The organism is Streptococcus phocae (assembly GCF_001302265.1).
Classification (GTDB): Bacteria; Bacillota; Bacilli; order Lactobacillales; family Streptococcaceae; genus Streptococcus; species Streptococcus phocae.
Map to the genome: position 1 here is coordinate 123,927 of NZ_LHQM01000003.1, position 23,830 is coordinate 147,756.

26 protein-coding genes are annotated in these 23,830 nt (G+C 38.9%); 2 read left to right on the forward strand and 24 right to left on the reverse strand.

Annotated elements, in window-relative coordinates:
- Positions 1-48: 48 nt before the first annotated feature.
- The 5 genes from AKK44_RS00885 to AKK44_RS00905 form a co-directional block, all read right to left on the reverse strand.
- Positions 49-1,101, reverse strand: coding sequence for a BMP family lipoprotein (locus AKK44_RS00885; RefSeq protein ID WP_037595022.1), 1,053 nt, complete (start codon positions 1,099-1,101; stop codon positions 49-51).
- 90 nt (positions 1,102-1,191) lie between these two features.
- Entirely contained in the window at positions 1,192-1,581 is a 390-nt protein-coding gene (locus tag AKK44_RS00890) for a cytidine deaminase (RefSeq protein WP_054278115.1), read from the reverse strand.
- The gene (deoC, locus tag AKK44_RS00895; RefSeq protein ID WP_054278116.1) at positions 1,568-2,230 is read right to left on the reverse strand and encodes a deoxyribose-phosphate aldolase; all 663 of its coding nucleotides are present in this window, start codon (positions 2,228-2,230) and stop codon (positions 1,568-1,570) included. The genes AKK44_RS00890 and deoC overlap by 14 nt, the downstream gene beginning before the upstream one ends.
- Positions 2,231-2,245: 15 nt before the next feature.
- The gene (locus AKK44_RS00900; RefSeq protein WP_054278117.1) at positions 2,246-3,523 is read right to left on the reverse strand and encodes a pyrimidine-nucleoside phosphorylase; all 1,278 of its coding nucleotides are present in this window, start codon (positions 3,521-3,523) and stop codon (positions 2,246-2,248) included.
- Positions 3,510-4,109 carry a class I SAM-dependent methyltransferase gene (locus tag AKK44_RS00905; RefSeq protein WP_054278153.1) on the reverse strand — a complete coding sequence of 200 codons (600 nt, stop codon included), beginning with the start codon at positions 4,107-4,109 and terminating at the stop codon, positions 3,510-3,512. The genes AKK44_RS00900 and AKK44_RS00905 overlap by 14 nt, the downstream gene beginning before the upstream one ends.
- A 256-nt stretch (positions 4,110-4,365) precedes the next feature.
- Here AKK44_RS00905 and coaA point away from each other — a divergent pair, with 256 nt between their 5' ends.
- Together coaA and rpsT are read left to right on the forward strand one after the other, a co-directional pair.
- Positions 4,366-5,286, forward strand: a complete 921-nt coding sequence (gene coaA, locus AKK44_RS00910; RefSeq protein WP_054278118.1) for a type I pantothenate kinase — start codon at positions 4,366-4,368, stop codon at positions 5,284-5,286.
- Positions 5,287-5,339: 53 nt separating this feature from the next.
- Positions 5,340-5,588 carry a 30S ribosomal protein S20 gene (gene rpsT / locus AKK44_RS00915; RefSeq protein ID WP_082385489.1) on the forward strand — a complete coding sequence of 83 codons (249 nt, stop codon included), beginning with the start codon at positions 5,340-5,342 and terminating at the stop codon, positions 5,586-5,588.
- Between the two features lie 131 nt (positions 5,589-5,719).
- Here the strand turns inward: rpsT and AKK44_RS00920 are convergent, their stop codons facing one another.
- From AKK44_RS00920 to AKK44_RS01010, 19 genes are all read right to left on the reverse strand, one after another.
- Positions 5,720-7,030, reverse strand: a complete 1,311-nt coding sequence (locus AKK44_RS00920; RefSeq protein ID WP_054278120.1) for a sensor histidine kinase — start codon at positions 7,028-7,030, stop codon at positions 5,720-5,722.
- Positions 7,023-7,697 carry a response regulator transcription factor gene (locus tag AKK44_RS00925; protein WP_054278121.1) on the reverse strand — a complete coding sequence of 225 codons (675 nt, stop codon included), beginning with the start codon at positions 7,695-7,697 and terminating at the stop codon, positions 7,023-7,025. The genes AKK44_RS00920 and AKK44_RS00925 overlap by 8 nt, the downstream gene beginning before the upstream one ends.
- A gap of 126 nt (positions 7,698-7,823) precedes the next feature.
- Positions 7,824-10,361: a M1 family metallopeptidase gene (locus AKK44_RS00930; RefSeq protein ID WP_054278122.1), complete on the reverse strand. Its 2,538-nt coding sequence runs from the start codon at positions 10,359-10,361 to the stop codon at positions 7,824-7,826.
- Positions 10,362-10,427: 66 nt separating this feature from the next.
- The gene (phoU, locus tag AKK44_RS00935) at positions 10,428-11,081 is read right to left on the reverse strand and encodes a phosphate signaling complex protein PhoU (protein WP_037596610.1); all 654 of its coding nucleotides are present in this window, start codon (positions 11,079-11,081) and stop codon (positions 10,428-10,430) included.
- Positions 11,082-11,156: 75 nt separating this feature from the next.
- Complete coding sequence (gene pstB / locus AKK44_RS00940) at positions 11,157-11,915, reverse strand: phosphate ABC transporter ATP-binding protein PstB (RefSeq protein WP_037596608.1); 759 nt, start codon at positions 11,913-11,915, stop codon at positions 11,157-11,159.
- 11 nt (positions 11,916-11,926) lie between these two features.
- On the reverse strand, positions 11,927-12,730 hold the full coding sequence (pstB, locus tag AKK44_RS00945; protein ID WP_054278123.1) for a phosphate ABC transporter ATP-binding protein PstB: 804 nt from the start codon (positions 12,728-12,730) through the stop codon (positions 11,927-11,929).
- Between the two features lie 15 nt (positions 12,731-12,745).
- Entirely contained in the window at positions 12,746-13,633 is an 888-nt protein-coding gene (pstA, locus tag AKK44_RS00950) for a phosphate ABC transporter permease PstA (RefSeq protein WP_037596604.1), read from the reverse strand.
- Complete coding sequence (gene pstC / locus AKK44_RS00955; protein WP_037596601.1) at positions 13,623-14,558, reverse strand: phosphate ABC transporter permease subunit PstC; 936 nt, start codon at positions 14,556-14,558, stop codon at positions 13,623-13,625. The genes pstA and pstC overlap by 11 nt, the downstream gene beginning before the upstream one ends.
- Before the next feature lie 10 nt (positions 14,559-14,568).
- Complete coding sequence (locus AKK44_RS00960; protein ID WP_054278124.1) at positions 14,569-15,435, reverse strand: phosphate ABC transporter substrate-binding protein PstS family protein; 867 nt, start codon at positions 15,433-15,435, stop codon at positions 14,569-14,571.
- A gap of 133 nt (positions 15,436-15,568) precedes the next feature.
- Positions 15,569-16,879 carry an RsmF rRNA methyltransferase first C-terminal domain-containing protein gene (locus AKK44_RS00965; RefSeq protein WP_330218222.1) on the reverse strand — a complete coding sequence of 437 codons (1,311 nt, stop codon included), beginning with the start codon at positions 16,877-16,879 and terminating at the stop codon, positions 15,569-15,571.
- A 19-nt stretch (positions 16,880-16,898) separates the two neighbouring features.
- The gene (locus AKK44_RS00970) at positions 16,899-17,669 is read right to left on the reverse strand and encodes an inositol monophosphatase family protein (protein ID WP_054278126.1); all 771 of its coding nucleotides are present in this window, start codon (positions 17,667-17,669) and stop codon (positions 16,899-16,901) included.
- Positions 17,659-17,937 (reverse strand): UPF0223 family protein, encoded by a 279-nt coding sequence (locus AKK44_RS00975; protein ID WP_037594932.1) that lies wholly within the window; start codon positions 17,935-17,937, stop codon positions 17,659-17,661. The genes AKK44_RS00970 and AKK44_RS00975 overlap by 11 nt, the downstream gene beginning before the upstream one ends.
- 1 nt (position 17,938) lies before the next feature.
- Positions 17,939-18,343: a Spx/MgsR family RNA polymerase-binding regulatory protein gene (locus AKK44_RS00980; RefSeq protein WP_037594931.1), complete on the reverse strand. Its 405-nt coding sequence runs from the start codon at positions 18,341-18,343 to the stop codon at positions 17,939-17,941.
- Positions 18,344-18,385: 42 nt separating this feature from the next.
- A complete protein-coding gene (locus AKK44_RS00985) occupies positions 18,386-19,318 on the reverse strand; it encodes a bifunctional riboflavin kinase/FAD synthetase (RefSeq protein WP_054278127.1) in 933 nt (310 codons plus the stop codon).
- Between the two features lie 11 nt (positions 19,319-19,329).
- Positions 19,330-20,217, reverse strand: a complete 888-nt coding sequence (gene truB, locus AKK44_RS00990; RefSeq protein ID WP_054278128.1) for a tRNA pseudouridine(55) synthase TruB — start codon at positions 20,215-20,217, stop codon at positions 19,330-19,332.
- A gap of 94 nt (positions 20,218-20,311) precedes the next feature.
- Complete coding sequence (locus AKK44_RS00995; RefSeq protein WP_054278129.1) at positions 20,312-20,764, reverse strand: GNAT family N-acetyltransferase; 453 nt, start codon at positions 20,762-20,764, stop codon at positions 20,312-20,314.
- Between the two features lie 20 nt (positions 20,765-20,784).
- Positions 20,785-22,125: a DUF2130 domain-containing protein gene (locus AKK44_RS01000; protein ID WP_054278130.1), complete on the reverse strand. Its 1,341-nt coding sequence runs from the start codon at positions 22,123-22,125 to the stop codon at positions 20,785-20,787.
- A 114-nt stretch (positions 22,126-22,239) separates the two neighbouring features.
- Entirely contained in the window at positions 22,240-23,211 is a 972-nt protein-coding gene (locus tag AKK44_RS01005; protein WP_054278131.1) for an aromatic acid exporter family protein, read from the reverse strand.
- Positions 23,212-23,220: 9 nt separating this feature from the next.
- On the reverse strand, positions 23,221-23,817 hold the full coding sequence (locus AKK44_RS01010; RefSeq protein WP_054278132.1) for a restriction endonuclease subunit S domain-containing protein: 597 nt from the start codon (positions 23,815-23,817) through the stop codon (positions 23,221-23,223).
- Positions 23,818-23,830 lie beyond the last annotated feature (13 nt).

Genomic DNA, 23,830 nt, shown 5'->3' on the forward strand with positions numbered 1-23,830 from the left:
ATCTCAGTTCAAAAAAAGCGACCGACAAAGGTCGCCCTTTTCTTGTAATTATTTCTCAGGAACTTTAATGTCACCAGATTTGATTTTGTCTTTAGCTTCTTTAACAGCTTTGATGCCTTCTTTAGAAAGGTTTGTTGTTGCAATATCAACTCCACCGTCTTTTAGACCGTAGATTGTTGTTTTACCACCTGGGAATTTCCCTTTTGCGATTTGAGCATTAATCAACTGAACTGATTTACCAACCTTTTTGATAGAAGATACTAGGACAAAGTTTGAAGACTTACCATCTTTAGAAGTGTAATTTCCTTCACCTTTTTGGTCACGGTCAACACCGATTACCCAAACTTTGTTGTCTTCATCGCGTTTTTCGTTAATAGCTTTTGCTTCGTTGAAAACACCTGCTCCAGTTCCGCCTGCTGCTTGATAAACAACGTCTGCACCTGCTGCATATTGTGCGGCAGCAATTGTTTTCCCTTTAGCCGCATCGCCAAATGAGCCAGCATAGTCAACTTTAATATTGATTGATTTGTCTACAGATTTAACCCCTGCTTCAAATCCTTTTTCAAAACGTGTGATAACTGTGCCTTCCATACCACCAACAAAACCAACGGTTTTAGTTTTAGTAGTTTTAGCTGCAGCGACACCTGCTAGATAAGCTGCTTCATGATCAGCAAACGTCACGCTCGCAACGTTATCTTTGTTATCAATGACTTCGTCAATAATAATAAAGTTTACATCGCTATTATCAGAAGCTGCTTTACTGATAGCATCTTTCAAGGCAAATCCAATACCATAAATGGCTTTGTAACCACTTGAAACGGCAGTATCAAGATTTGTTGCATACTCAGATTCACTTGTTGATTGGAAGTAATCAAAACCAGCACCTTTTTTAAGACCGTTTTCTTTACCCCAAGCTTGTAATCCTTCCCAAGCTGATTGGTTAAATGATTTATCATCAACACCGCCAGTATCAGTAACCATAGCAATTTTCAAATCAGTTTTGCCTTTGTGCGCATCTTTTGAAGCACCACGATTACCACAAGCTGCCAAACTTAATAAAGCGACAGAAGCCAAACCAATACCAATAAATTTCTTGTTCATGAATATGAACCCTCCTAAAAATGTTTCTAGCAAGTAAACTGCTGAAAGAATATATAAAGCCTTATGGCTAGATAACGAAATAAAGTCAGATTATGACAAATCTGTAAAGGAATAAGGCAGTAAGTCACCCACAGTTCGTGTTTCAGTGCGACCATCCTTAGCAATCAAGGTTACCGGAGTTGTTGCATCACAAAACTCTGACATCACTTGACGACAAGCTCCACAAGGCGAAATCGGCGACTGGGTTTCACCATAGATGGCAATTTCAGAAAACTGTTGATGGCCTTCCGAAACTGCCTTAAAAATAGCCGTTCTTTCCGCACAATTGCTTAATCCAAAGCTGGCATTTTCAACATTGCATCCCGTGTAAATATGACCATCTTTTGTTTTTAGTGCTGCACCTACCGGAAAATGAGAATAAGGGACGTAAGCATTTTTACTTGCAGCAATTGCCAAAGAAATTAAATCAGTAGCCACCATTTGCTGTTTCACCTTTCATGATGGTTACTCCTGCAGACGTTCCAATACGAGTAGCACCTGCTTCAATAAAGGCTAGTGCATCTTCTAACGAACGTGCTCCTCCTGCAGCTTTGACACCGACATCAGGTCCAACTGTCTGGCGCATCAATTTAACATCTGATACCGTCGCACCTCCAGTTGAGAAGCCAGTAGATGTTTTCACAAAGTCAGCACCTGCTTTAACAGCTAACTGACACGCTTTGACTTTTTCGTCATCTGTCAACAAAGCTGTTTCGATAATCACTTTGACTAAATGATCGCCACTAGCTTCGACAACAGCACGAACATCGTCTTCAACAGCTTGATAATCACCTTGTTTTAAAAGACCAATATTGATAACCATATCAATTTCATCGGCACCTTTTTCAATAGCGTCTTTTGTTTCAAAAGCTTTTGTCGCTGATGTGGTTGCACCAAGTGGGAAGCCTACAACGGTACAAACTTTGACATCTGAATCTTTCAAAGCTTCTGCAGCATACGCTACCCAGCTAGGATTCACACAAACGCTCGCAAAGTCATATGTTTTTGCTTCGTCAAGCAATTGGTCAAACTGTGATTTAACACTGTCTGCCTTCAGCAAGGTGTGGTCAATATATTTATTAATGGTCATTCTCAATATTCCTCCTTAGGAAACAACTTTGATAATCTCTTTAGGTACAAATTGTGTTACACCTATTTTAACATTTTTTTCAAATTCTGTAAGCAGTTTTTCCTCTAAAACTTCTTGTGAAAATATTATCGCAATGCGGTCTCCCTTAGCAACAGGGTCTCCAACTTTTTTATCAAACACAATACCTGTTTCGTAGTCCAAAGGATCTGTTTTGACCGCTCGACCTGCACCTAATCTCATAGCAAATAAGCCAAAATCCAAGGCTGGTAATTCTGTGATGTAACCATCTTCAGATGCAATAATTTCTGTTTTCACTAAAGCTTGTGATTCACGATAAAGATCACTGATATCGCCGCCTTGGTATGCAATCATTTCTTCGAATTTTGCTAAGGCTGGACCTTTAGTCAATTGTTCGTAAATGTCTTCAAGTGATTGTTTAACACCAGCTAAATCGAGCATCAGCTGTGCCAATTCACAGATAAAGTGCGTGATGTCTTCTCGTCCTTTACCTTGCATGATGTCGATGGCTTCCAACACTTCTAGACGATTACCGATAGCACGCCCTAATGGTTGGCTCATGTTGGTAATCACAGCGACTGTTTTACGCCCGACTTCTTTGCCCAGATCAACCATCAATCTCGATAGCTTTTCAGCATCCTCAATCGTTTTCATAAAGGCGCCATCACCCACTGTCACATCCAGCAAAATACTATCTGCTCCAGCAGCTATTTTTTTACTCATAACTGAACTTGCAATGAGTGGGATGATATCGACTGTAGCTGTTACATCACGAAGGGCATAGAGAAGTTTATCGGCTTTAACGAGTTTATCTGATTGCCCAATAACAGAAAGCCCTATTTCTTGTACTTGGTTGATAAATTCTTCCTGGGTACGGTCTATTTGGAACCCTTTGATAGACTCTAGCTTATCCAAGGTGCCTCCAGTATGGCCTAACCCTCTTCCACTCATTTTTGCAACTGGTACGCCAAAACTTGCCACAAGAGGTGCTAGTATGAGGGTTACTTTATCTCCCACACCACCAGTAGAGTGTTTATCAGTTTTGATTCCTGCAATAGCTGATAAATCAATCTGCTCTCCTGTTTCCACCATCGCCATTGTCAAATCACGGGTTTCACGCGTTGTCATGCCTTTGAAATAAACAGCCATGGCAAATGCAGACATCTGATAATCCGGAACACTTCCGTTAGCGTAGCCTGTCACTAACCAGTTAATTTCCTCAGTAGAAAGTTCCTTACCATCTCGCTTTTTTTGAATTAAATCAACTGTTCTCATCTTTAACACTCCTTAGAATATAATAACCTTTGTCTTTTGCGATAATATCGACATTTCCAAAAATGGCATTCATTTTTTCTATGGCACTTGGTGCCCCTTGTTTCTTTTGAATCACAATAGTCAAGTCACCTTTAGGATGCAGAAATTCAATGCTTTTTTCAATAATTTCGTGAACAACCTTTTTTCCTGCTCGAATAGGCGGGTTACTGATGACGTGATCAAAATAACCGCTAACATTTTCGTAGATGTTAGATTGAAACACATTAACCTCAACCTGGTTTTTAGCTGCATTTTTGAGCGCTAAATCAACAGCTCTGTTATTAATATCAACCAAAGTTGCTTCCACTTGTTGGACCTTGGCTAGACTAATTCCTAAAGGCCCATAGCCACACCCAAGGTCTAATAAGCTATCACCTTCTTTAAAATGCAACGATTTTAATAAGACTTGACTCCCGAAGTCAATCATTTTTTTCGAAAAGACACCCGAATCTGTCAAAAACACAAATGGCTTATCTAGTAAAGTGACCTTTAATTCATGAATGTCATGAGCACTATCAGGATTCTCATCGTAATACATATTTGCCATAATTTTTCCTATCTTTTTAAGATGTTTTTTCATTCTATCACACTTTGAAATGGTTTACAAGACGCTTGTTTCCTATCATTTTCACTTAAAATCACGATTAAAAACGAACCTTTATTTTTTCTGATAATATTTTGACAATTTCTCTTCTTTTGTTCGATTTTTGCGTCTTATCACCTAGCATGTCATTTAGAAAAATTTTCCATTTTACCAATGTCATGTTATAATGTAAGCACTGCCAAAATGATTAGGAGTCTATATGTCAAACGAATTGATCAATTTCGAAAAGATTTCTCGTGAATCTTGGAAAATATTAAATCAAAAAAATAAACCACTGTTAACTCAGACTGAATTAGAAAACATTACCAGTTTGAATGATGATATCAACATTACCGATGTTATTGATATCTATCTTCCGCTGATTAACCTAATCCAAATTTATAAAATCGCTCAAGAAAACTTGCTGTTTTCAAAAAGCCTCTTTCTCAAAAAAAACACCCACCACAGACCCTTTATCATTGGCGTCTCAGGTTCTGTGGCCGTTGGAAAATCGACGACCAGTCGACTCTTGCAGCTCTTGTTATCTCGGACTTATCAAACTAGCCGTGTTGAGCTAGTAACCACAGATGGCTTTTTGTACCCCAACCAAACATTAATTGCTAACGGTATCCTTAATAAAAAAGGCTTCCCAGAATCTTATAACATGGAATTGTTGCTCAATTTCTTAGACACGGTTAAAAATGGGCAAGCTGCCTCTATACCAGTTTATTCTCATGATATTTATGATATCGTGCCAGGGCAAAAACAAACTTTCGACAGTCCCGATTTTTTAATTATCGAAGGCATTAATGTTTTTCAAAATCAACAAAATAATCGGCTGTACATGAGTGATTACTTTGATTTTTCCATTTATATTGATGCAGATAGTCAACACATTGAGAATTGGTACCTGGAACGCTTTTTAAGCATCATTGAGTTAGCTAAGAAAGATTCTAAAAATTACTATGCTAGATATAGTGACCTATCACAAAGTCAAGCCATTGATTTTGCTAGAAATGTCTGGAAAACAGTCAATCTGGTTAACCTGGAAAAATTCATCGAACCGACTAGAAACCGCGCCGAATTAATTCTTCACAAGGCTAAGGATCATAAAATTGATGAAATTTATCTCAAAAAGTGATTAAAGCTTGCCAAACACTTATATTTTCTATATAATAGTGTAGTTAGATTAATATGGAGGTGAAAACATTGGCAAATATTAAATCAGCTATTAAGCGTGCTGAACTTAACGTTAAGAGTAACGAAAAAAATTCAGCACAAAAATCAGCTATGCGTACTGCTATCAAAGCATTTGAAGCTAACCCAACTGAAGAGCTTTTCCGCGTTGCTTCTTCTAGCATCGATAGAGCCGAATCAAAAGGTTTGATTCATAAAAACAAAGCTAGTCGCGATAAAGCACGTCTTGCTACAAAACTTGGCTAATTATATCCAATGAAAACTCCAAAAGGAGTTTTTTTGTTTTTTCCAACAGTAGTCATGAAAAAAGGAGTTCTCAATCAGAGACTCCTTTTTTTGTTCGTGTACTCAAGAAAAAGTATTTTTGCTCGATAGGCTTATAGCTTCACTTCAAAAATAGTGCCTTTAGGGGTGTTGTCTTTGACACTAATCGTTCCTTTTAATGAGGTCACGATTTGTTGTGCTAGAGCTAGCCCAAGTCCAAAACCTCCATTTTGACGTGTTCTGGCCTTGTCGACACGGTAAAAACGGTCAAATATTTTTTTCTTGTCCTGATCTTTGATGCCAGGACCGTTATCCATAACCGAAATCAGCAAGTGTTTTTCCGTTGTTTTAACGGTAAATAAAATCACACCATCAGCATCTGTATATTTCAAGGCATTGTCAAATAAAATTGTCATGAGTTGCTTCAGCAACGATTTATCTCCCTTTACTGGATGCGTCACTTGGTTAGTTGCACTAAATTCTTTGCCATACTCTTTAGCAACTAGGAGGTAATTTTCAAAAACCATGTCAAAAAATGTTGCGTCAATCGAAACCAGTTGTGGTTTTAAACCATCATCTCGTCTGGCTAGATTCAACAAATTGGTTGTTAATATCCTCATGTTTCGCACTTCGTCTAAACTTGACGCGATGTGTTCGCTATTTTCTAAAATGGTCTCATTTGGTTTTCTAAATAGGGTTTCTAGCCGATTTTGTAACACTGCTAAAGGTGTTCGTAATTCATGACTCGCATTTTCAACAAACATGGTTTGTTTTTCATAACTTTCTAAAATGGGTTTTCTGGTCCAATCCGCCAAATAAATGCTGGCTAAAATCGAAATCAGCCAAAAAATAATCATGACCATAATGACAATCTGCTCATAGCGTTCATTAGCACTGTCTAACTGTTGAACATTGACAACAGCCATCATATAAGCAATTGCAGGATAGTTCTTGCTATGGACCTTAACGGTAATGGTATGGTATTTTTCTTCTTGTCCGTAGAAATTGATCAAGCTAGTTGTTGCGATTTTATTCAGTTTGCTTTTATCTAAATAAAACTGCCGATAATTTGAAAAAGCATCCAAAGAATTTAATATGGCGCCATTAGCACTAAATAAAATAATATCTGTGTTAGCTGCTGGTGAATGGATTAGTTTTGAATTCTCTGATTCAGGGATGGCTTTAATGACATTATTTTCAACATCAAAGTAAAAGGATGATAGCCTCGCCATGGTTCGATCAACATAGCTAGTGGCATTATTTCCAATCGCAATGAGGCTGCTATCAACAGACGAGTACACGCCAAATCGCATGATTTGCAAAATAATAGTCGTCATGACCACAAATATTCCTGTAAAGACAGCAAAAAAATGGCAAAAATGAGTGTACTGTTCTGATAACAGCTCTTTATTAAATTTAGTCATTGGTTTTTAAAATATAGCCAACACTTCTTAGTGTTTGCAAGTTCTCTACAAAATCTGTTCCTTTGAGCTTTTTTCTAATTTTAGAAACATAGACTTCAACAACAGATATGGTCGTATCGCTATCAAACCCCCAAATGCGGTCAAAAATTTGGGCCTTGGGCAAAATCACATTTTGGTTTTGAAGGATATAGACTAGCAAATCAAACTCTTTTCCTAATAACTCAATGCTTTGGTTATCAATCTTAACTTCTTTGCGCCCGAGATCCACAACCAAATTGCCAAAGCTTAAATTATTATCAGCAAGCTTTCCTGTTCGTTTCAATAAGGCTTGGATGCGCATTTTTAGCTCTTCCAGATAAAAAGGTTTGGTCAAATAATCATCTGCACCTAATTCAAAACCATGTCCCTTGTCATCTAAGCTCTCTTTAGCAGTCATGATAAGCACTGGTATCTTGATGTTTTTTTCTCGGAGCTCTTTTAAGACCTGGAAGCCATTTTTTTCAGGTAGCATCAAATCCAATAAAACAAGGTCATAAATGCCACTTTCTGCCTCATAGAGACCTTCTTCACCATCAAAAACTTGTACCACATCTGCAAAATCATCTAAAAAATCAAAAATGGAATTGGATAGGCTTAAATCATCTTCTACTAGTAATAATTTTATCACTCTGGGTATCCTCATTTCTTTGCTTAACTCATCTATAGTTTGACTATATCATAGAAAGCTTAAGATTCGCTAAATAATTGGCAAAAAAGCTGGGACTTTGTCCCAACTCTTTTGTCCTATAGCAGATTAATATTGGCTTAAAGCCGCATGAACCGCTGATTTTTCTTGTTCCAGTAGAGCTAGGCGAGCTGAAATTTCATTAATTCCCATCTTGATGTTACGGCTAATTGCCATATCATCAAGTTTTGGTTCAAAGAAAGCTTTATACTCGTCTAATCGTTCTTGAGTTTTGAAATGAGCTGCAGGATAAATCACAAATTTATCAAAACTCATATCTCCACCAAGGGTTGAGGTAATCCAATCCCAATCTTCACGTGCCCAAGTCCAAATGCTCTCTTGAGTAGCTTCTTGTGATAAGAGATTATTGTACCAAAAAGCAAGGTCTTGCGGTTTGATGATATCTTTATCTTTAAGGCTATACTGAATCCTTCTCAAGGTAGATGGGTTGGTTGTTCTTGATAAGGCAACCGTCAAATCTTGACGCAAGTTATTGTCCGTCGTAGAAACATAAGTATCAAAGTAAGCATTGACTAACTCATCACTCTCAAACCGTTTTATTTGGTTTGTCAACACTGAACGACGAATGGCTGCTGGGATTTTTGAAATGTCAGTTGCATGTGCCTCAAAAATGGCTTTAGCCTGATTGACCACTTCTAAATGTCCTGTGTAGAGTAGTTCTGATAGAGTGATTTGACGTACCATTTCATCTTCGTCAGACTCGTCACTTCTCTTTTCGAATCCCAATTGGCAGTAGTCTTCTTGGAAGAGAGTAGCAATCAAACGCTTGAATGATTTTTCTGGCAATGTGTCTTTGTCAATAAAGCGGTGCAAGCCTGAAATAAGCTGCTGTACTGCAGATGCAACCATATAAGATTTGCGATCATCTAACTGTGCAAGCAAATCAACTAATTCAGCATAAGAAATCATGCCACTATCTGCAAGCAAGCGACGCTCTTGAATGATCTGAAGCGCAGAGGTATTGTCAAGTTCGCTCAAATCATTCACCACAGCCTCTAGCAATTGCCCTTGATAGTTTGTAATGTAGTGAGCTGTGTTTTCGGTATTGAAACGAAGAGCCCCTTGGTTTTCTAAGGCCAACTGACTGAAGTTTGGAATCACCATAACTGCTTCTGTCAGTGTCTCAGGTAGTCCTTTCCAATTAGCATTTAGAGGAATTGGCCAAACCCTTTGCTGATCTGTCGCTTGTCCAATAAAGAATTGTTTTTGGCTAAGGATTAGCTGGTCATTTTCAACTTTAGCTGATAAAACAGGATAACCAGGTTGCTCTAGCCAAGCGTCCATAAAGGTAGCGACATCTTTTCCAGAGCTTTCTGATAAAGCATCCCACAAATCACGGCCAACAGTATTGCGATACTGATGCTTTTCAAAGTAAGCGCCTAGTCCCTTAGCAAAATCGCTATCACCAATCCAGCGACGCAACATGTGCATCAAGCGACTTCCTTTAGCGTAAACAATAGCTGGGTCAAAGAGGGTGTTAATCTCATCAGGATGGTTGACAGCCACATGAACAGATTGCACACCATCAGTAGCATCACGCTTGAGAGCTAATGGCACGCCTGATGTTTGGAACTCTTCAAAAATGTTCCAAGATGGTTCAATAGCATCAATTGCGACGTATTCCATCATGTTTGCAAAACTTTCGTTTAGCCATAAGTCGTCCCACCAAGTCATGGTCACTAGATTACCAAACCATTGGTGGGCAATTTCGTGAGCAATCACAAGTGCAACTTGCTGCCTGCTAGCAACTGTCGAATTGTCATCTACTAAGAGGTAAATCTCGCGATAGGTAATCAATCCCCAGTTCTCCATAGCGCCAGATGAAAAGTCTGGCAGAGCAACGTTTAGCGATTGTGGAATCGGGTATGGAACCCCAAAGTACTCCTCATAAAAATTGATAACACGAAGAGCAATATCAAGTGAGAAATCTAAAGAACTCAATGGATGCGCTATTGTCGAAAATGCACCGACAGTTGTCCCGTTCTTACTCTTGGCAGTTTTACCGTGTAAATGCCCAAAAGCAAATGCAAGCAAATACGATGACATTCTAGGAGTTGTGTCAAATGTCCAAAGACCAGTCTCCTGACGCAGTTCAACATTGATTTCCGGCATGTTAGATAAGGCGATCTCTCCTGCTTCTTGATCGAACTTGAGACTTAGGTCAAAAGTTGCCTTGGCTTCTGGCTCATCAATACAAGGAAAAGCTTCGCGGGCAAAATGACTTTCAAACTGTGTTGAAATAATTTCTTTTTTCTGCCCGTTAATCGTGTAATAAGAAGGGTAAATACCAGTCATGTTATCTGTGATATTTCCAGAAAACTCAATGACCAAGGTCATCATTCCTGTCTCAGGCAATTCAACATGCACTGCTTCTTGACTATCATCTACTTGATAGTTTACCGCTTCGTTATCAAGTAAGATTGAGCTGATGGTCAAATCTTTTTGATGAAATGAAATATTATTATCTAACGCTTCACCATTAATGGCTACATTTCCTGAAAAGGTTTTTGTTGTACGGTTAATATCTAAGAAGATATTATAATTTTCGGGAACAAATTTTTCGATAAGATGTTCTACTGTCTTCATACGACTCCTTAATATGTAATAAAAATAGTGATTAGAAAATTCCAATCACTATTATATCATATTTTCTTATAATTCAATAATTTTACCAGTTTTGAGGTAGACAATCCACTCACAAATGTTACGGGCGTAGTCACCAATGCGTTCCAAATACATCAACACTTGGAAATATTCTTTCCCAGCAAATACTGCATCTGGAGTTTTTCTGATTTCTTCGACAGCTAGAGATTGAATTTCTCTAAAGTAGTTATCGATGATTTCATCTGATGCTGCAATTTCATAAGCTTTGGCGTCATCTGCATTAATATAGGCATTTAGGGCTTCTTCAACCATGTGTTTAACAGCTTTTCCCATCACATTGATTTGTTCTTCAACCACGGGGATACGCTCTTCACCCTTCATGCGAATTGTTGCTTTCGCAATCGATACAGCATGGTCCCCCATACGTTCAATATCACTGGAAGCCTTCAATACCGTAATAACCCTTCTCAAATCATTTGAGACAGGCTGCTGCAAGGCAATGATTTCAAGCGATTTTTTTTCAAGCTTAGTTTCAAAACCGTTGATGGTATCATCTTCTTCGATGATTTCTTTTGCTAGCTCACGGTCATGACTCACAAAAGCACGAACAGTTTTATTAATTTGAGCCAATACTTCTGTTCCCATCGAGTAAAACTGATTATGCAATTTATCTAACTCTTCTTCGAATTTAGTTCTTAACATCATTTTTTCCTTCTCTATTTTTATTATCTTTTGAACAACGATATCTAAGCTAACAATCAGCCATGTCTTTTGTGCTTATCCAAATTTTCCTGAAATATAGTCTTCTGTTTCTTGTCGTTTAGGATTCATAAACATAGTCTTTGTGTGTCCAAACTCAAGGAGGTCGCCTGCTAAGAAGAAGCCTGTGCGATCTGACAATCGTGAAGCCTGCTGCATTGATCTAGTGACAATAACCATTGTGTAATCTTTTTTAAGAGCAAATAAGGTTTCTTCGATTTTACCAGCTGAAATAGGATCTAAAGCAGAGGTTGGTTCATCCAAAAGTATAATCTTAGGACTTGTTGCCAAAACTCTGGCAACACAAATACGCTGCTGTTGACCGCCGGATAATCCAAGAGCTGAATCATGTAGCCTGTCTTTGACTTCTTCCCAGATCGAGGCCCCTTTAAGAGAACTTTCGACAGCCTCGTCTAAAATCTTCTTATCCTTAATTCCTTTTAGTCGCAACCCGTAGACCACATTTTCGTAAATGGACATTGGAAATGGGTTAGGCTGCTGAAAGACCATTCCGATTTCTTTTCTCAAATCGACAGTGTCTGTTCTTGGGCTATAAATATTGTGACCATTATATACAATTGATCCTGTTGTCGTGACTTCTGGATTTAAATCATTCATCCGATTGATTGAGCGTAATAGAGTAGATTTCCCAGAGCCAGATGGGCCGATTAAGGCAGTTATTTCATTTGGATAAAACTCTAACGAGACATTTTTCAAGGTTTTCTTTTTGTTATAGTAAACAGAAAGGTCTCTTATTTTTAAAATAGGTTGGGTCATAATATCCCTTTCTAACCAAAATGTCCTGAGACATAGTCATTGGTCGACTGGCATTTAGCATTTTGGAAAATTTTGCGTGTTTTGTCGTACTCAATAACATTTCCTAAATAGAAAAAGGCGGTGTAGTCACTGGCTCTTGCGGCTTGTTGCATGTTATGGGTGACAATAATGATGGTGTAATCTTTTTTCAATTCAAACATTGTCTCTTCAAGCTGCATGGTCGCAATCGGATCTAAAGCAGAGGCAGGCTCATCCATTAATAAAATATCTGGTTTTACAGAGATGGCTCTTGCTATGCACAAGCGTTGTTGTTGACCTCCAGATAGAGTAAAGGCTGATTTATGCAAGTCATCTTTGACTTGGTCCCAGAGGGCTGCTTGCTTTAGTGAAGTTTCAACAATCTCATCCAAAACCTTTTTATCTTTGATGCCTGCTCGTTCGTGAGCAAAAGTAATGTTGTTATAGATTGATTTAGCAAATGGATTAGGGCGTTGAAAAACCATGCCTAGATGCTTGCGAATTTCATAGACGTTCATGTCTTGACGATTGACGTCGATACCTTGATAGAGAATTTGTCCAGTTACTTTTGCTAAATCAATGGTATCATTCATGCGATTAAGGCTTCTTAAGTAAGTTGATTTCCCACATCCGGAAGGTCCTATCAGGGCTGTAATTTTATTTTTTTCAAATTGCATATCAATTCCCTTGATGGCTTCTTTGTTGCCATAATAAACATGCAAATCTTTTGTTTCTAAGGCAACGATATCTTCAGGGAAGGTGATGATATGGCGTTCATTCCAATTATATTCTGTCATGATTTCTCCAATGTCTTATTTTGCCGCAGTCAGTCTTGAGTGAAGGCTTTTACCGATAAAGCGGGCTGATAAGTTAAAAATGAGGATAAAGAGTAATAATACAGCCGCACTACCTGCCGAAACCAGTGTGGCATCAGGAATTGTTCCTTCACTATTAACCTTCCAAATATGAACGGCTAGGGTCTCGGATTGACGGAAGATAGAAATAGGGCTAGTGACACTTAATGGGTTCCAATTTGACCAATCAAGGGCTGGGGCTGACTGGCCAGCCGTGTAAATCAACGCTGCTGCTTCACCAAAAATACGTCCTGAAGCAAGCACTATTCCAGTGACAATTCCTGGCAAAGCCTCCGGAATAACCACATGAAAAACAGTCTCCCAACGTGATAAGCCTAGAGCTAGTCCTGCTTCTCTTTGAGTATGATGGACATGCAACAAACTATCTTCGACATTGCGTGTCATCTGTGGCAGGTTAAACACAGTCAAGGCTAAGGCACCTGAAATAATGGAAAAGCCGTATTCAAACTGAACCACAAAAATCAGATAACCAAAGAGCCCTACAACAACAGATGGTAGAGAAGACAAGATTTCAATACAGGTTCTAATGAAATTTGTCACTGGACCTTTTTTAGCGTATTCAGCTAGGTAAATGCCAGCTCCAGTAGACAGTGGTACTGAAATCAATAACGTGATAATGAGCAAGAAAAAGGAGTTATACAACTGGATACCAATTCCTCCTCCTGCTTCATAAGAAGAGGATTTTCCTGTCAAAAATGACCAACTAATATGAGGAACCCCTCTAACCAGAATAAAAAGAATCAGCGAAGCTAAAATAGCTACAATAATTCCTGCAATGGCATATAGGATGCCAGTGGCGATTTTATCAACTTTTTTAGCGTTCATAATTTCTCCTTCTTTCCTTGGTGATGAGTTTTACAAGGGTGTTAAAGGCAAGGCTCATCACTAATAAAACAAGAGCCAATGACCAAAGCACATTGTTTTGGACCGTTCCCATAACAGTATTACCAATCCCCATGGTTAAGACAGAGGTTAAGGTAGCCGCTGGTGTTGTTAATGAGGTTGGCATAACAGCTGAGTTTCCGACAACCATTTGAATCGCTAAAGCTTCACCAAACGCTCTAGCCATGCCAAAGATAACAGCAGTAAAAATTCCTGGTCTAGCGGCATTTAAGACAACACGCCAGATGGTTTGCCAGCGCGTTGCTCCCATTGCCATAGAGGCTTCGCGGTAATGCCTTGGAACGGCTCGTAGACTATCTGTGGTCATGAAAGTAACTGTTGGCAAAATCATGACAAACAAGACACAGACACCTGATAAAATACCAAAACCTGTTCCACCAAAGATCGAACGCATAAAGGGAACAATCACTTGCAAGCCGATAAAGCCATAAACAACTGATGGGATCCCCACTAGCAACTCAACTGCTGGTTGCAATAGTTTAGCACCATATTTGGGTGACACTTCTGTCATAAACACTGCTGCGCCAATGGCAAAAGGAGTCGCGACTAAGGCAGATAAAATAGTGACCAAGAAAGATCCTGTAATCATAGGCAGTGCTCCCAAATAGGGAATGCCTGCTGCATTTTTGACACTTGGTTGCCACTGAGTGCCAAATAAGAAATCAAAAACATTTACTTTGTTAACAAAAAATGTCGATAATCCTTTTTGCGCTACAAATAGCAAAATCATTGCGACAATGAAGACGATTAAAGCGAGGCAAAGAAAAGTAATCGTGCGACCAAATTTTTCAAGCCGTGAATTTTTGGACGGTGATGCTAAAGTTTTAGCCAATTCCTGATTTTTCATAATTCCCCCATTATTTATCTGTAACGCTTCCGTCATAAGATTTAACAACTGTCATATCAGTTGTAGAAATATATCCCATGCGTGTCACAATATTCTTTTGTACTTCGTCTGACAACATGTAATCCAAAAATTCTTGCGTCAGTTTATCAGGTTTGCCTTTGGTATACATGTGTTCATACGACCAAATTGGCCAGTTATTGGTTGAGACGTTTTTAGCATTAGCTTCAAATCCATTTAAATTGAGTGATTTAACCGATGAGTCAACATAGGCAAAAGATAAGTAAGAAATAGCTCCTGGCGTTTGAGAAACAATTGATTTGACCATACCATTAGAATCTTGTTCTTGGCTTTGTTTGGCGTTAACGCCTTTCATAATCACGTTGTCAAAAGTAGCACGTGATCCTGAGCTTGCTGCACGATTAATCACTGAAATCTTGAGATTTTGCCCACCAACTTGTTTCCAGTTTTGATACTCACCTGAAAATATTTTTTGGAGTTGCTCGCTCGTCAAGTTTGATACCTTGACCTTAGGATTGACAATCACAGCCAATCCTGCAACCGCCACTTGATGATCGACCAGTTTACTGGCATCAATACCATTTTTTTCTTCTGCAAAAAGGTCACTGTTGCCGATTTGGACAGCTCCTGATTGTACTTGTGAAAGACCTGTTCCGGATCCACCACCTTGAACATTGACTGATTTTCCTAGATTGTTGCTAGCAAACTCATCTGCGGCAGCTTCTACAAGTGGTTGTAGGGCTGTAGAGCCAACTGCCGTTATCGATTCCCCTTTTTCAATCCAACTCGAACAAGCAGATAAACAGAGTGAGGATAAGGCTAAAAGACTTAACAAAAAGAATTTCTTTTTTAGTTTCATTGTCGTATTTCCTATCATAAAAATAAAGGTTTATAGTAGAATAATTACCCTACGTATATTCCTTATAGTAACATATCTAGTAAGGCTTTAAAAGAAATTGTTCTTTAAAGTCATAAAAAGCATGGTCAAAATATTATTGAAAACGTAAGCCTTTTGGAAAATGATTTTTTACTGTATTACCAACAATTTTGGCAAAGCCAAGGCCATTGCCATTTACCAAAATCTGATACCACCCATTAGGGTAAGGGGTCGGTAACTGAATGGTGTTTCCAGAAACATATCGTGCAAACTCTTGATCAGTTAAACTAATAGAAGTTTTAACCTCATCGGCAGATAACGCGACCCCCAAAGCATATGAAGGCTCAAACCGATTCTTTTTAAAGACACCAAGTTGCAAACCATTCCTGGCAATTTTTAGGTTGTGGAGCGACGGTAACGATTCTGGTAACAAGTACAGGTAATTGCCAAAGGTCTGTAAATCCCCTGATAAGGAAATTGTTAAATGTTCTTTTTCAAAGGCTTTCCATAGTTGCAGTTGTTCTTTTGTTACTGTCGGTTTGGCTGTTTTTTTGAAGTGACACCTTTTACCTACTCGAGTGTCTTTTAATTTTGCTACAAACTGACCTTCTCCTTTAAAGCGATGAGGATACATGCGAGCGGCTTGAGGCATATTAATACCTTCTGACATGCCGTTTATTTTGGGAATATCTACTAATTCGAGATAACTATAAGTCTCTAGTAGCCAGGACACAACGCCTTCATTTTCTTCAGGGGACCAGGTGCATGTCGAATAAACCAACTCCCCACCTGGTCTAAGCATGGTCATCGCATCCTCTAAAACCGCTTTTTGCAGCAAGGCACATTGACTGGGATAATCTTTATGCCAGTATTTTATCGCATCGGGGTCTTTTCGAAACATGCCCTCACCAGAACACGGGCCATCAAAGACAATCAGATCAAAGTATTCTGGAAAAACAGCAGCTAATTTTTCAGCCGTTTCGTTAGTTATTAAAGTATTCCTTGCACCAAAGCGCTCACTGTTTTCAACAAGAATTTTGCTGCGCTTTTTCGAGATCTCATTACTCACCAAAAGTCCTGTATTCCCCAAATAAGATAGCAAGTGGGTCGTTTTTCCGCCAGGTGCTGCCGCCAGATCTAAAACCTTACTACCTTTAGCAGGTGCGGCCACTTGGGCTACCATTTGAGCTGCTGGCTCTTGTGAGTAAACCAATCCTGACACATGATCTGAGTGCTTGCCTGATATTTTGCCGTAGTAGCCCCACGGCGTATTTGGAATGGGATTATCACCGACTGGAGGCTGCTTTTTGAGAGGGTTGACCCTGTAAGCAGAAACTGCCTCTTCTGTGAAACTGGCAAAAAAAGCGTCTGCGTCATCTCCCAGAAGGGCTTGGTATTTATCTATAAAATCATCTGGTAATTGTATCATTGTTAATTAATTATCTTTATGAGAAACCTTTCGTCAGTACTGTTTGAATCAAGGAAAGCTTCGCCTTGGGCACAAACATAATTTTTTGTCGTGATTGAAAATCAGGTTGCTTGCCGTCCATAGTCAACAAAACATAACCTAGTTTTTCTCCCATAATGCTAGCTGCCGCGTAGTCCCAAGGCTGAATATGTGAAAAATAAGCTAACAGTTGCCGATTCATAACCTTAGTCATGCAAATGCCTGCGCCACCATATACCCTAACACCTAAGGTGTGATGAATCAACTCACGCACATTGTAGTCATTGCTAGCAAACATGCCTGCATTACATCCGATAAGGCTTCGCTCTAGAGGGGTTTCTTGGTAGGCTTCTAGTGCTTGACCATTCATAGTCACCTCAAAGGGACCACCACCAGCAAATAATTGGTCCTCCATAACGTCATAAATAAGACCAAATTTCCCAATTCCTTCTTCGTAATAAGCTATCATCACCGCAAAATTAGCCCCTTGCACAATAAAATTAACCGTGCCATCAATAGGATCTAAAACCCATACATTACCATCAGATATGGGGTGTCGGACATTATCTTCTTCTGCAATAATATAGTCTGTAGGATAGGATGTTTTGATCTGACTAATTAAGAAATCTTGAGCCTCTTGATCGACATTGGTCACTAAATCATCAAATTGCGTTTTGACCTGTATCGCCAGATGTTCCCGCATCCTCTCCTTGATAAAAGTACCAACGTCCTTGATTATTTTTTGCGCGAATGAATATTTATCTTCCAAGGGAAAAGAATCCTTTCTCTTTTTCTTTTGCTGTTTTAAGAGCTTGATAGGTCGAATATCCACTTGCTTTTTGGAAATCCCGATCAATTTGCTTTTCTTGGGCTTTGCTTTTAACAATTTGCTTATAGGTAACGTAGCTACTGAGCAAGTCTTCTGCTTTTACTTTCGATTCATATGCTAATTCCACTTGATTCAAAAAATGAAGCACTGAGGAAATTTCTTCAGTGCTCCAACTTAAGTCAAGTGGATAATGATAATTATCTGCCATCTTATCCCTCAATCTCTGCTTTTATAGTCGCTTGCCGTAATTCTTGCTTGCGATAGTCTCTTGGTAGAAAAGCTCGAATCTCATCTTCGTTGAAACCAATTTGCATCCGTTTTTTATCCATAATAATAGGACGGCGAAGAAGACTCGGATTTTTAGCTATTAAATCAATCAGATCTAAAATAGATAGTTCTTCGACATCGATATCTAGTTTTTGGAAAACCTTTGAGCGCGTTGAGATAATGTCTTCTGTCCCATTTTCTGTAAAAGATAAAATAGACATTAATTCCTCACGGCTAAGCGGACTTGTTATGATATTGTGTTCTTGAAATGCGACTTCGTGCTTCATGAGCCATGCCCTTGCCTTACGGCAACTGGTACAACTCGGCGATAAAAATAAGGTAACCATACTTTTCCTCTATCATTTATACTTACCTTATTATACAAAAATTTAATAGAGTTGGCTATCTTTTTTCCAATTTAATGCAGTTTCTTTGTCAATTGCTAAGCGCTCTACCAAATCTTCGATTCCACCAAATTTGGTCATTTCTCTGATCCTATCCAACCAAATAATTTCAATCGTCTCACCGTATATGTCTCCTTCGAAATCAAAAATGTTGACCTCTAAGCGGAGCTCTTTTCCACCAAAAGTAGAATTTTTCCCAACGCTAGTCATAGAGCGGTATCTATTTCCTCTAACAATCACATCAGTAATGTACACGCCGTTGGCAGGAAGAAAGGTCCTATCCGTTGGTGCCAGGTTGGCAGTCGGAAATCCGATGGTACGCCCACGCGCATCGCCGTGGACAACAATTCCTCTAGTTGATAGCTCGTAACCCAATAGTTGATTCACCTTAGCCACATCACCTTTTTTAATAAGGTTTCTGATTCGTGTAGAAGAGATTTTTTCGCTATCTTCGGTAACCTCATCGATAACATGAACCTGTCCACTATAATTTCTAGCTAGGTAATCACTATTTGTGCGATTGTGACCAAACTTATAGTCAAATCCCACAACAATGTGCTTGGCTTTTAACCGACTAATATAATGCGTGATAAAATCATCCGATGATACTTGGGCAAATGCCGACGTAAAGTCAACTAAATACAAGCTATCCACGCCAAATTCAGCAAACTTGCGATAACGTTGTTCAGGATAGGTGATGTGCTTTAGTAAGTCAGGTGTGAATCGTGAGAACGCTAATTTTGGAGATTCTTTAAAGGTCAAAGAGACAATCTTTAACTGTTCTATTTTTGCAATGCTTCGCGCGTGCTCAAATAAGGCCTGATGGCCCCTATGTAGCGCATCAAAATAGCCTAAAACCAAAACTGTTTCCTGCGACTCAAAAATCTCTTGATAGTCTTGAATATGTTTTATTTCCATCTGTTTCCAATCTACTTATCAATAAGAACTTTTCTAGGCTTGTAGCTATCGCCTCGAGCTTCCAAAATAGCAACAAGGTCATCCTCATAAAAAGCTGCCACTAAGAGGTCTTGTGTAGGTAATGTGATTTTTCGCCCAAAAGAGATTTCCGTTTTATCCTCCATGGTGAGCTTGACCTGTGGTAAATCGGCTACCCCGTATTTTATCGGCAGCAAAAAACTCATGTCTTCTTCTGACACCATCTCAGCGATATCTGATAAACGGTAAGCTTTTTCTAGAGTAAGCCCTGCAGAAGCTGTTCGTACCAAACTCGACATGTGACTAGCTAGCCCTAGAGATTTTCCAAGGTCAACTGCTAAAGTTCTGACATAAGTCCCCTTGCTACAAGTCACTTTAAAACGAAAGCGACAGGTAGTGTCTGTGAAAGTTAATGGGCTAGTGCGCTGAAACTGTGCAATGCTGACTTGTCTCTGCGGTCTCTCGACAGTTTCGTTAGCACGAGCGTACTCATAAAGTTTTCGGCCGTTCACTTTTACCGCTGAAAACATCGGGGGGATTTGAGTTATTGTTCCAAGAAAAGTGGCCATCGCTTGATCAACGCTATCTTCTGTTAGGTCAGCTGGTATACGACTGATTTCAACCACCTCACCACTGGCATCTTCGGTAGTGGTAGAATAACCCAGAGTGATTTCACCCTCATACTGTTTTCCTGATTCTGTCATATACTCAATCACACGAGTAGCCTTACCTACTGCAATTGGCAAAACGCCTACCACATCTGGATCAAGCGTACCACCATGTCCAATTTTTTTTTCGTGTAGTATTTTCCTCAGCTTAAAGACTGCATCATGAGACGTCATGCCCGCTTCTTTTTTTAAGTTAATTATTCCGTTTATCATCTGTTATCTTTCATCATTTATTTGTAAGTGTTCTGTCATTATTATACCCATTTGCAAAGGCCTTTGACAAGAAATAGTACTTGGATAGAGTGTTTTAAAACGACATCTCAAACGTAAAACCTGTACTGCTAGCTAAAAACCCATTTGCTTGGTAAAAATGGTGAGCAGCTTGTCGTGATGCTTTATTACCGCTATTTAGTGCAATGGCTTTGCAAGACTCTGTTTTAGCTACTCTTTTCACTTCGTCCAACAGAGCTTTTCCAACTCCTTGGCGTCTAAAACGACTACCAACAACCAAACCCAAAATTCTAAGATAAGAACCATCTTTCTCAAAAAAATGGAGCTTGGCAAACGCCACAAACCCACAAATATGTCCATCACTAAGAGCAAGCAATAGCTGATAATCCTTATTAGAAAGGAGCTTGGTCAATCGTTTTTGCAAAGCCTCTAGGGTTGTCGGATAACCAAGCTCTTGATAAAGTGGTAAAAGTGCCAAGGTGTCGCTTGGCTCATAGGGTTTACAAAATATCTTTAGGTCGTTTGCCATCAGGTATTTTCTCCTTAGTCTTATTGATCACTCAAATCTTGGAATTTATCACGCATGGTAGGATTGTTTCGGGTCAATTTCTTAACCGACACGTCATCTAATTTGTTATTCGCTAAGCGCAGCTGGTTTTCACTAGTTGTTAAAAAGCGTTTCACTTCTTCCATCCGTTTTATCGATTTGTCAATTTCATCAATAGCTTTTTTGAAATTATTACTAGCCGAGTGGTAATTTTTAGAAAAAGCATTTTTAAATTGTTCCAAATCTTCTTCGAAATGGGTAATATCAATATGTTGCTCCTTGACAAGGGCTAGTTCTTGCTTATAGTGCAAACTGTTGAGAGCAGCATTTCGCAAAATACCGATGAGCTGAATAAATAGTTGAGGACGAACCACGTACATTTTGTCATATTCATGACTGACATCCACAATACCAGTATTGTAGTAATCGTTGTCAGCCTCTAACATGGACACCAATACGGCATATTCACAGTTTTTTTCCTGCCGATCTTTGTCCAACTCTTTGAAAAAGTCGCTATTTTTATGTTTGGTTTTAGTTGTATCAGCTTCGTTTTTCATCTCAAACATGATGGACAAGAGCTCTACGCCATTAGTATCTGTTTCTCGGAAAATAAAATCTCCTTTAGAACCACGGCTAGAGAGTTGATTGTCCTTGATGAACGTTGCATTTGGAAAGGCATAGCTGCGAACTTTATTAAACTCTGTCTCAGCATAGACTTCTAGACTTTCTCCAATAGCTTTGGTTGATTGCTGTGCTTTAAAGTCTTTATAAAAAGCAACTTGCTCATTAGCGGCTGTTAGTTGGGCTTCAAAATCACGTTTCAACGATGCTAAAGATAGCTCTTCTTCTTTTTTTTGCAATAGGAGCTGATTTTTTAGAGCATCTCTTTCTTTTTCCATCGTGCTAGTCGCATGTTGTAATTTTGCTTGATGCTCTAGCTCTATTTTGTCTAACTGATTCTGGAGTTCTGCTAATTCCTTATCTTTTTTAGCCATATTTGTAGATAGCTCTAAAGCCTTTTCTGATGCTAGGTTATCTAATTTTGCTTGTAAAGAAAGGAGTTCTTGATCTTTTTTAGATAGCTCTTCTTGTCTTAAATAGCTCTGCTCTTTTTCGACTTGCTCCAGCTGATTGGTTAGCCCTTGAATGGTTTGTTCTTTTTGTCCAAGTAATTCTTGAAGTTTGTTTTGAGCTTTTTGATCGTGGAGTGCCATTTCTTTTTTCAAGCGCAGGTGCACTTCTTTATCAAATTCATTTCCTCTGACTTGGTCTAGTAACTGAGTATACTGAGATTCATTAATTGTAAACACGGTTTCGCATTTGGGGCATTTGATTTCTTTCATCGTTTCTCCATTCTGATAGGTCATGACGTTATTATACCAAAAAAAGCTTAGCAGTGTTGAGTGAGTCCTTAGTGGTCCCGCTCAATATTGACTAAGCTTTAGCAACAGTTCATGCTACAATTTATCAGAATCATCTCCTTTGTAATCACGGTAAAAGGAGACTTTTAACAAAATTAAGCGCTCTAAATCTTGGAGAATTTGAAATAACACAGCCCTTCTTTCAAATTCTTCTCTGGTTTTGGGCAATTCTCTTTGCCTAAAGGTGTCAAGGAGCTGCTCAATATCATCAATCAGCATTAGAGCTGAATTGGTTTCGCTCAACTGTCTAGCAGTGGCATGAAATAAATGCGACAAGAGAATACTCTCTCGACTCTGGCTAGTAATTTTCTCCACATTGACCGCTATTTGGTTGAGCAGTCTATTTTGATTGCGACGCATTTCAAAATAATGCACTTGATAGTTTGTCTGTTGAAAAAGGGTATTATGCCTTTCTCGGTAGACTAATTGTAAAGCATCTTCTAGGATTCCATCTAAGGTCTCAATCATGTCTGACGCATTAGAGCCTTTTCCCTCTAAAAGAAACTGCTCAAAGCAATACAAAATAGACTTCAAACTATCCTCGACTTGCTTGTGATAGTCGCGTAGTTTTTGTGCTTGTGAGCCCATGTAGGTGTTGGATAAGAGGGCAATCCCTATTCCTATGAAAAAAATCAGAAACTCATTTAAAAGAACCGAGGGACTGATACTTTTCTCTGTAATGAGATGGGTGACAAGCACCGTAATCGGAACCAAACCCGCCTCTATTTTAAAATGGTAAAGCACAGGAATGGTAGCTACTAAATACAAAGAAAAAGCCACCAGGTTAAAACCAATTACCTTGAATAACATCACGGCAATCGCAAAAGCTAGAAAAAACGATAGCAGGCGATTTCTCGCAACGATTAAACTTGATTTTCGAGTATCTAGCACGCTCAATAATGCTATAACTCCAGCTGATATCGCATATGACAAATTTAATTGCGAAGCCAGTAGTGTTGCAACAACGGTCGCTAAAAACATTTTTACGGTTCTTTCGGCTAAGCCCACAGTATACTCCTAATCTAAACTTTTTTGAATTTCATTTTTAATAAAGTGCCACTCCTGCTCAGCCCTTTTCACTTTTCGATGATAATCGTTCAAACCACGCAAATAATTATTAATAAGATAATCTTGCTTGACAAGAGGTATCAGTGGCACTGGAATCTCTAGTAATTCTTTGGTCGATAAATTAATCACATCTTTCCCGTGGTCTGCTGCTTCTAACAGTGCCTGTCCGACAGGAGAGTCCAAGAAGAATTTAATATAATAGCCTCTTAACAATTTTAAGGGTCTTAAGACTGTAATATTAGAGGAAGCTACCATTTCTCGATCTTGCTTATGAAAGACACAGACCTTCTTAAGGGTTCCTTTCGACGCTATCAAGACATCGCCATCCTCTAAAAGATAGCGCAATAGCTGTCTACGATCCATTTGAAACGTGCGAACCTGTGAATACTCAATCCCTAGTTCCCTCATGTCGGACAAATTTATCAATCCAAATTCACCATCATCAACTTTTTTAGGAACAGCCTTTCCTTTGAAACAATCAACAACTGTTCCAAGTGCTACCTTTTTCCTATGGTCATTTAAATAATGCTGAATCATGTCACTCATAAAAGTATCCCTT

Coding starts and splice junctions, on each gene's coding strand:
- AKK44_RS00885 (WP_037595022.1), bottom strand. CDS start 1,101: ATGAACAAGAAATTTATTGGTATTGGTTTGGCTTCTGTCGCTTTATTA.
- rpsT (WP_082385489.1), top strand. CDS start 5,340: ATGGAGGTGAAAACATTGGCAAATATTAAATCAGCTATTAAGCGTGCT.
- AKK44_RS00975 (WP_037594932.1), bottom strand. CDS start 17,937: ATGGCAGATAATTATCATTATCCACTTGACTTAAGTTGGAGCACTGAA.
- pstA (WP_037596604.1), bottom strand. CDS start 13,633: ATGAACGCTAAAAAAGTTGATAAAATCGCCACTGGCATCCTATATGCC.
- coaA (WP_054278118.1), top strand. CDS start 4,366: ATGTCAAACGAATTGATCAATTTCGAAAAGATTTCTCGTGAATCTTGG.
- pstC (WP_037596601.1), bottom strand. CDS start 14,558: ATGAAAAATCAGGAATTGGCTAAAACTTTAGCATCACCGTCCAAAAAT.
- truB (WP_054278128.1), bottom strand. CDS start 20,217: ATGATAAACGGAATAATTAACTTAAAAAAAGAAGCGGGCATGACGTCT.
- pstB (WP_054278123.1), bottom strand. CDS start 12,730: ATGACAGAATATAATTGGAATGAACGCCATATCATCACCTTCCCTGAA.
- pstB (WP_037596608.1), bottom strand. CDS start 11,915: ATGACCCAACCTATTTTAAAAATAAGAGACCTTTCTGTTTACTATAAC.
- AKK44_RS01000 (WP_054278130.1), bottom strand. CDS start 22,125: ATGAAAGAAATCAAATGCCCCAAATGCGAAACCGTGTTTACAATTAAT.
- AKK44_RS00995 (WP_054278129.1), bottom strand. CDS start 20,764: ATGGCAAACGACCTAAAGATATTTTGTAAACCCTATGAGCCAAGCGAC.
- AKK44_RS00900 (WP_054278117.1), bottom strand. CDS start 3,523: ATGAGAACAGTTGATTTAATTCAAAAAAAGCGAGATGGTAAGGAACTT.
- deoC (WP_054278116.1), bottom strand. CDS start 2,230: ATGACCATTAATAAATATATTGACCACACCTTGCTGAAGGCAGACAGT.
- AKK44_RS00905 (WP_054278153.1), bottom strand. CDS start 4,109: ATGGCAAATATGTATTACGATGAGAATCCTGATAGTGCTCATGACATT.
- AKK44_RS01010 (WP_054278132.1), bottom strand. CDS start 23,817: ATGAGTGACATGATTCAGCATTATTTAAATGACCATAGGAAAAAGGTA.
- AKK44_RS00920 (WP_054278120.1), bottom strand. CDS start 7,030: ATGACTAAATTTAATAAAGAGCTGTTATCAGAACAGTACACTCATTTT.
- phoU (WP_037596610.1), bottom strand. CDS start 11,081: ATGTTAAGAACTAAATTCGAAGAAGAGTTAGATAAATTGCATAATCAG.
- AKK44_RS00980 (WP_037594931.1), bottom strand. CDS start 18,343: ATGGTTACCTTATTTTTATCGCCGAGTTGTACCAGTTGCCGTAAGGCA.
- AKK44_RS00985 (WP_054278127.1), bottom strand. CDS start 19,318: ATGGAAATAAAACATATTCAAGACTATCAAGAGATTTTTGAGTCGCAG.
- AKK44_RS00930 (WP_054278122.1), bottom strand. CDS start 10,361: ATGAAGACAGTAGAACATCTTATCGAAAAATTTGTTCCCGAAAATTAT.
- AKK44_RS00890 (WP_054278115.1), bottom strand. CDS start 1,581: ATGGTGGCTACTGATTTAATTTCTTTGGCAATTGCTGCAAGTAAAAAT.
- AKK44_RS00960 (WP_054278124.1), bottom strand. CDS start 15,435: ATGAAACTAAAAAAGAAATTCTTTTTGTTAAGTCTTTTAGCCTTATCC.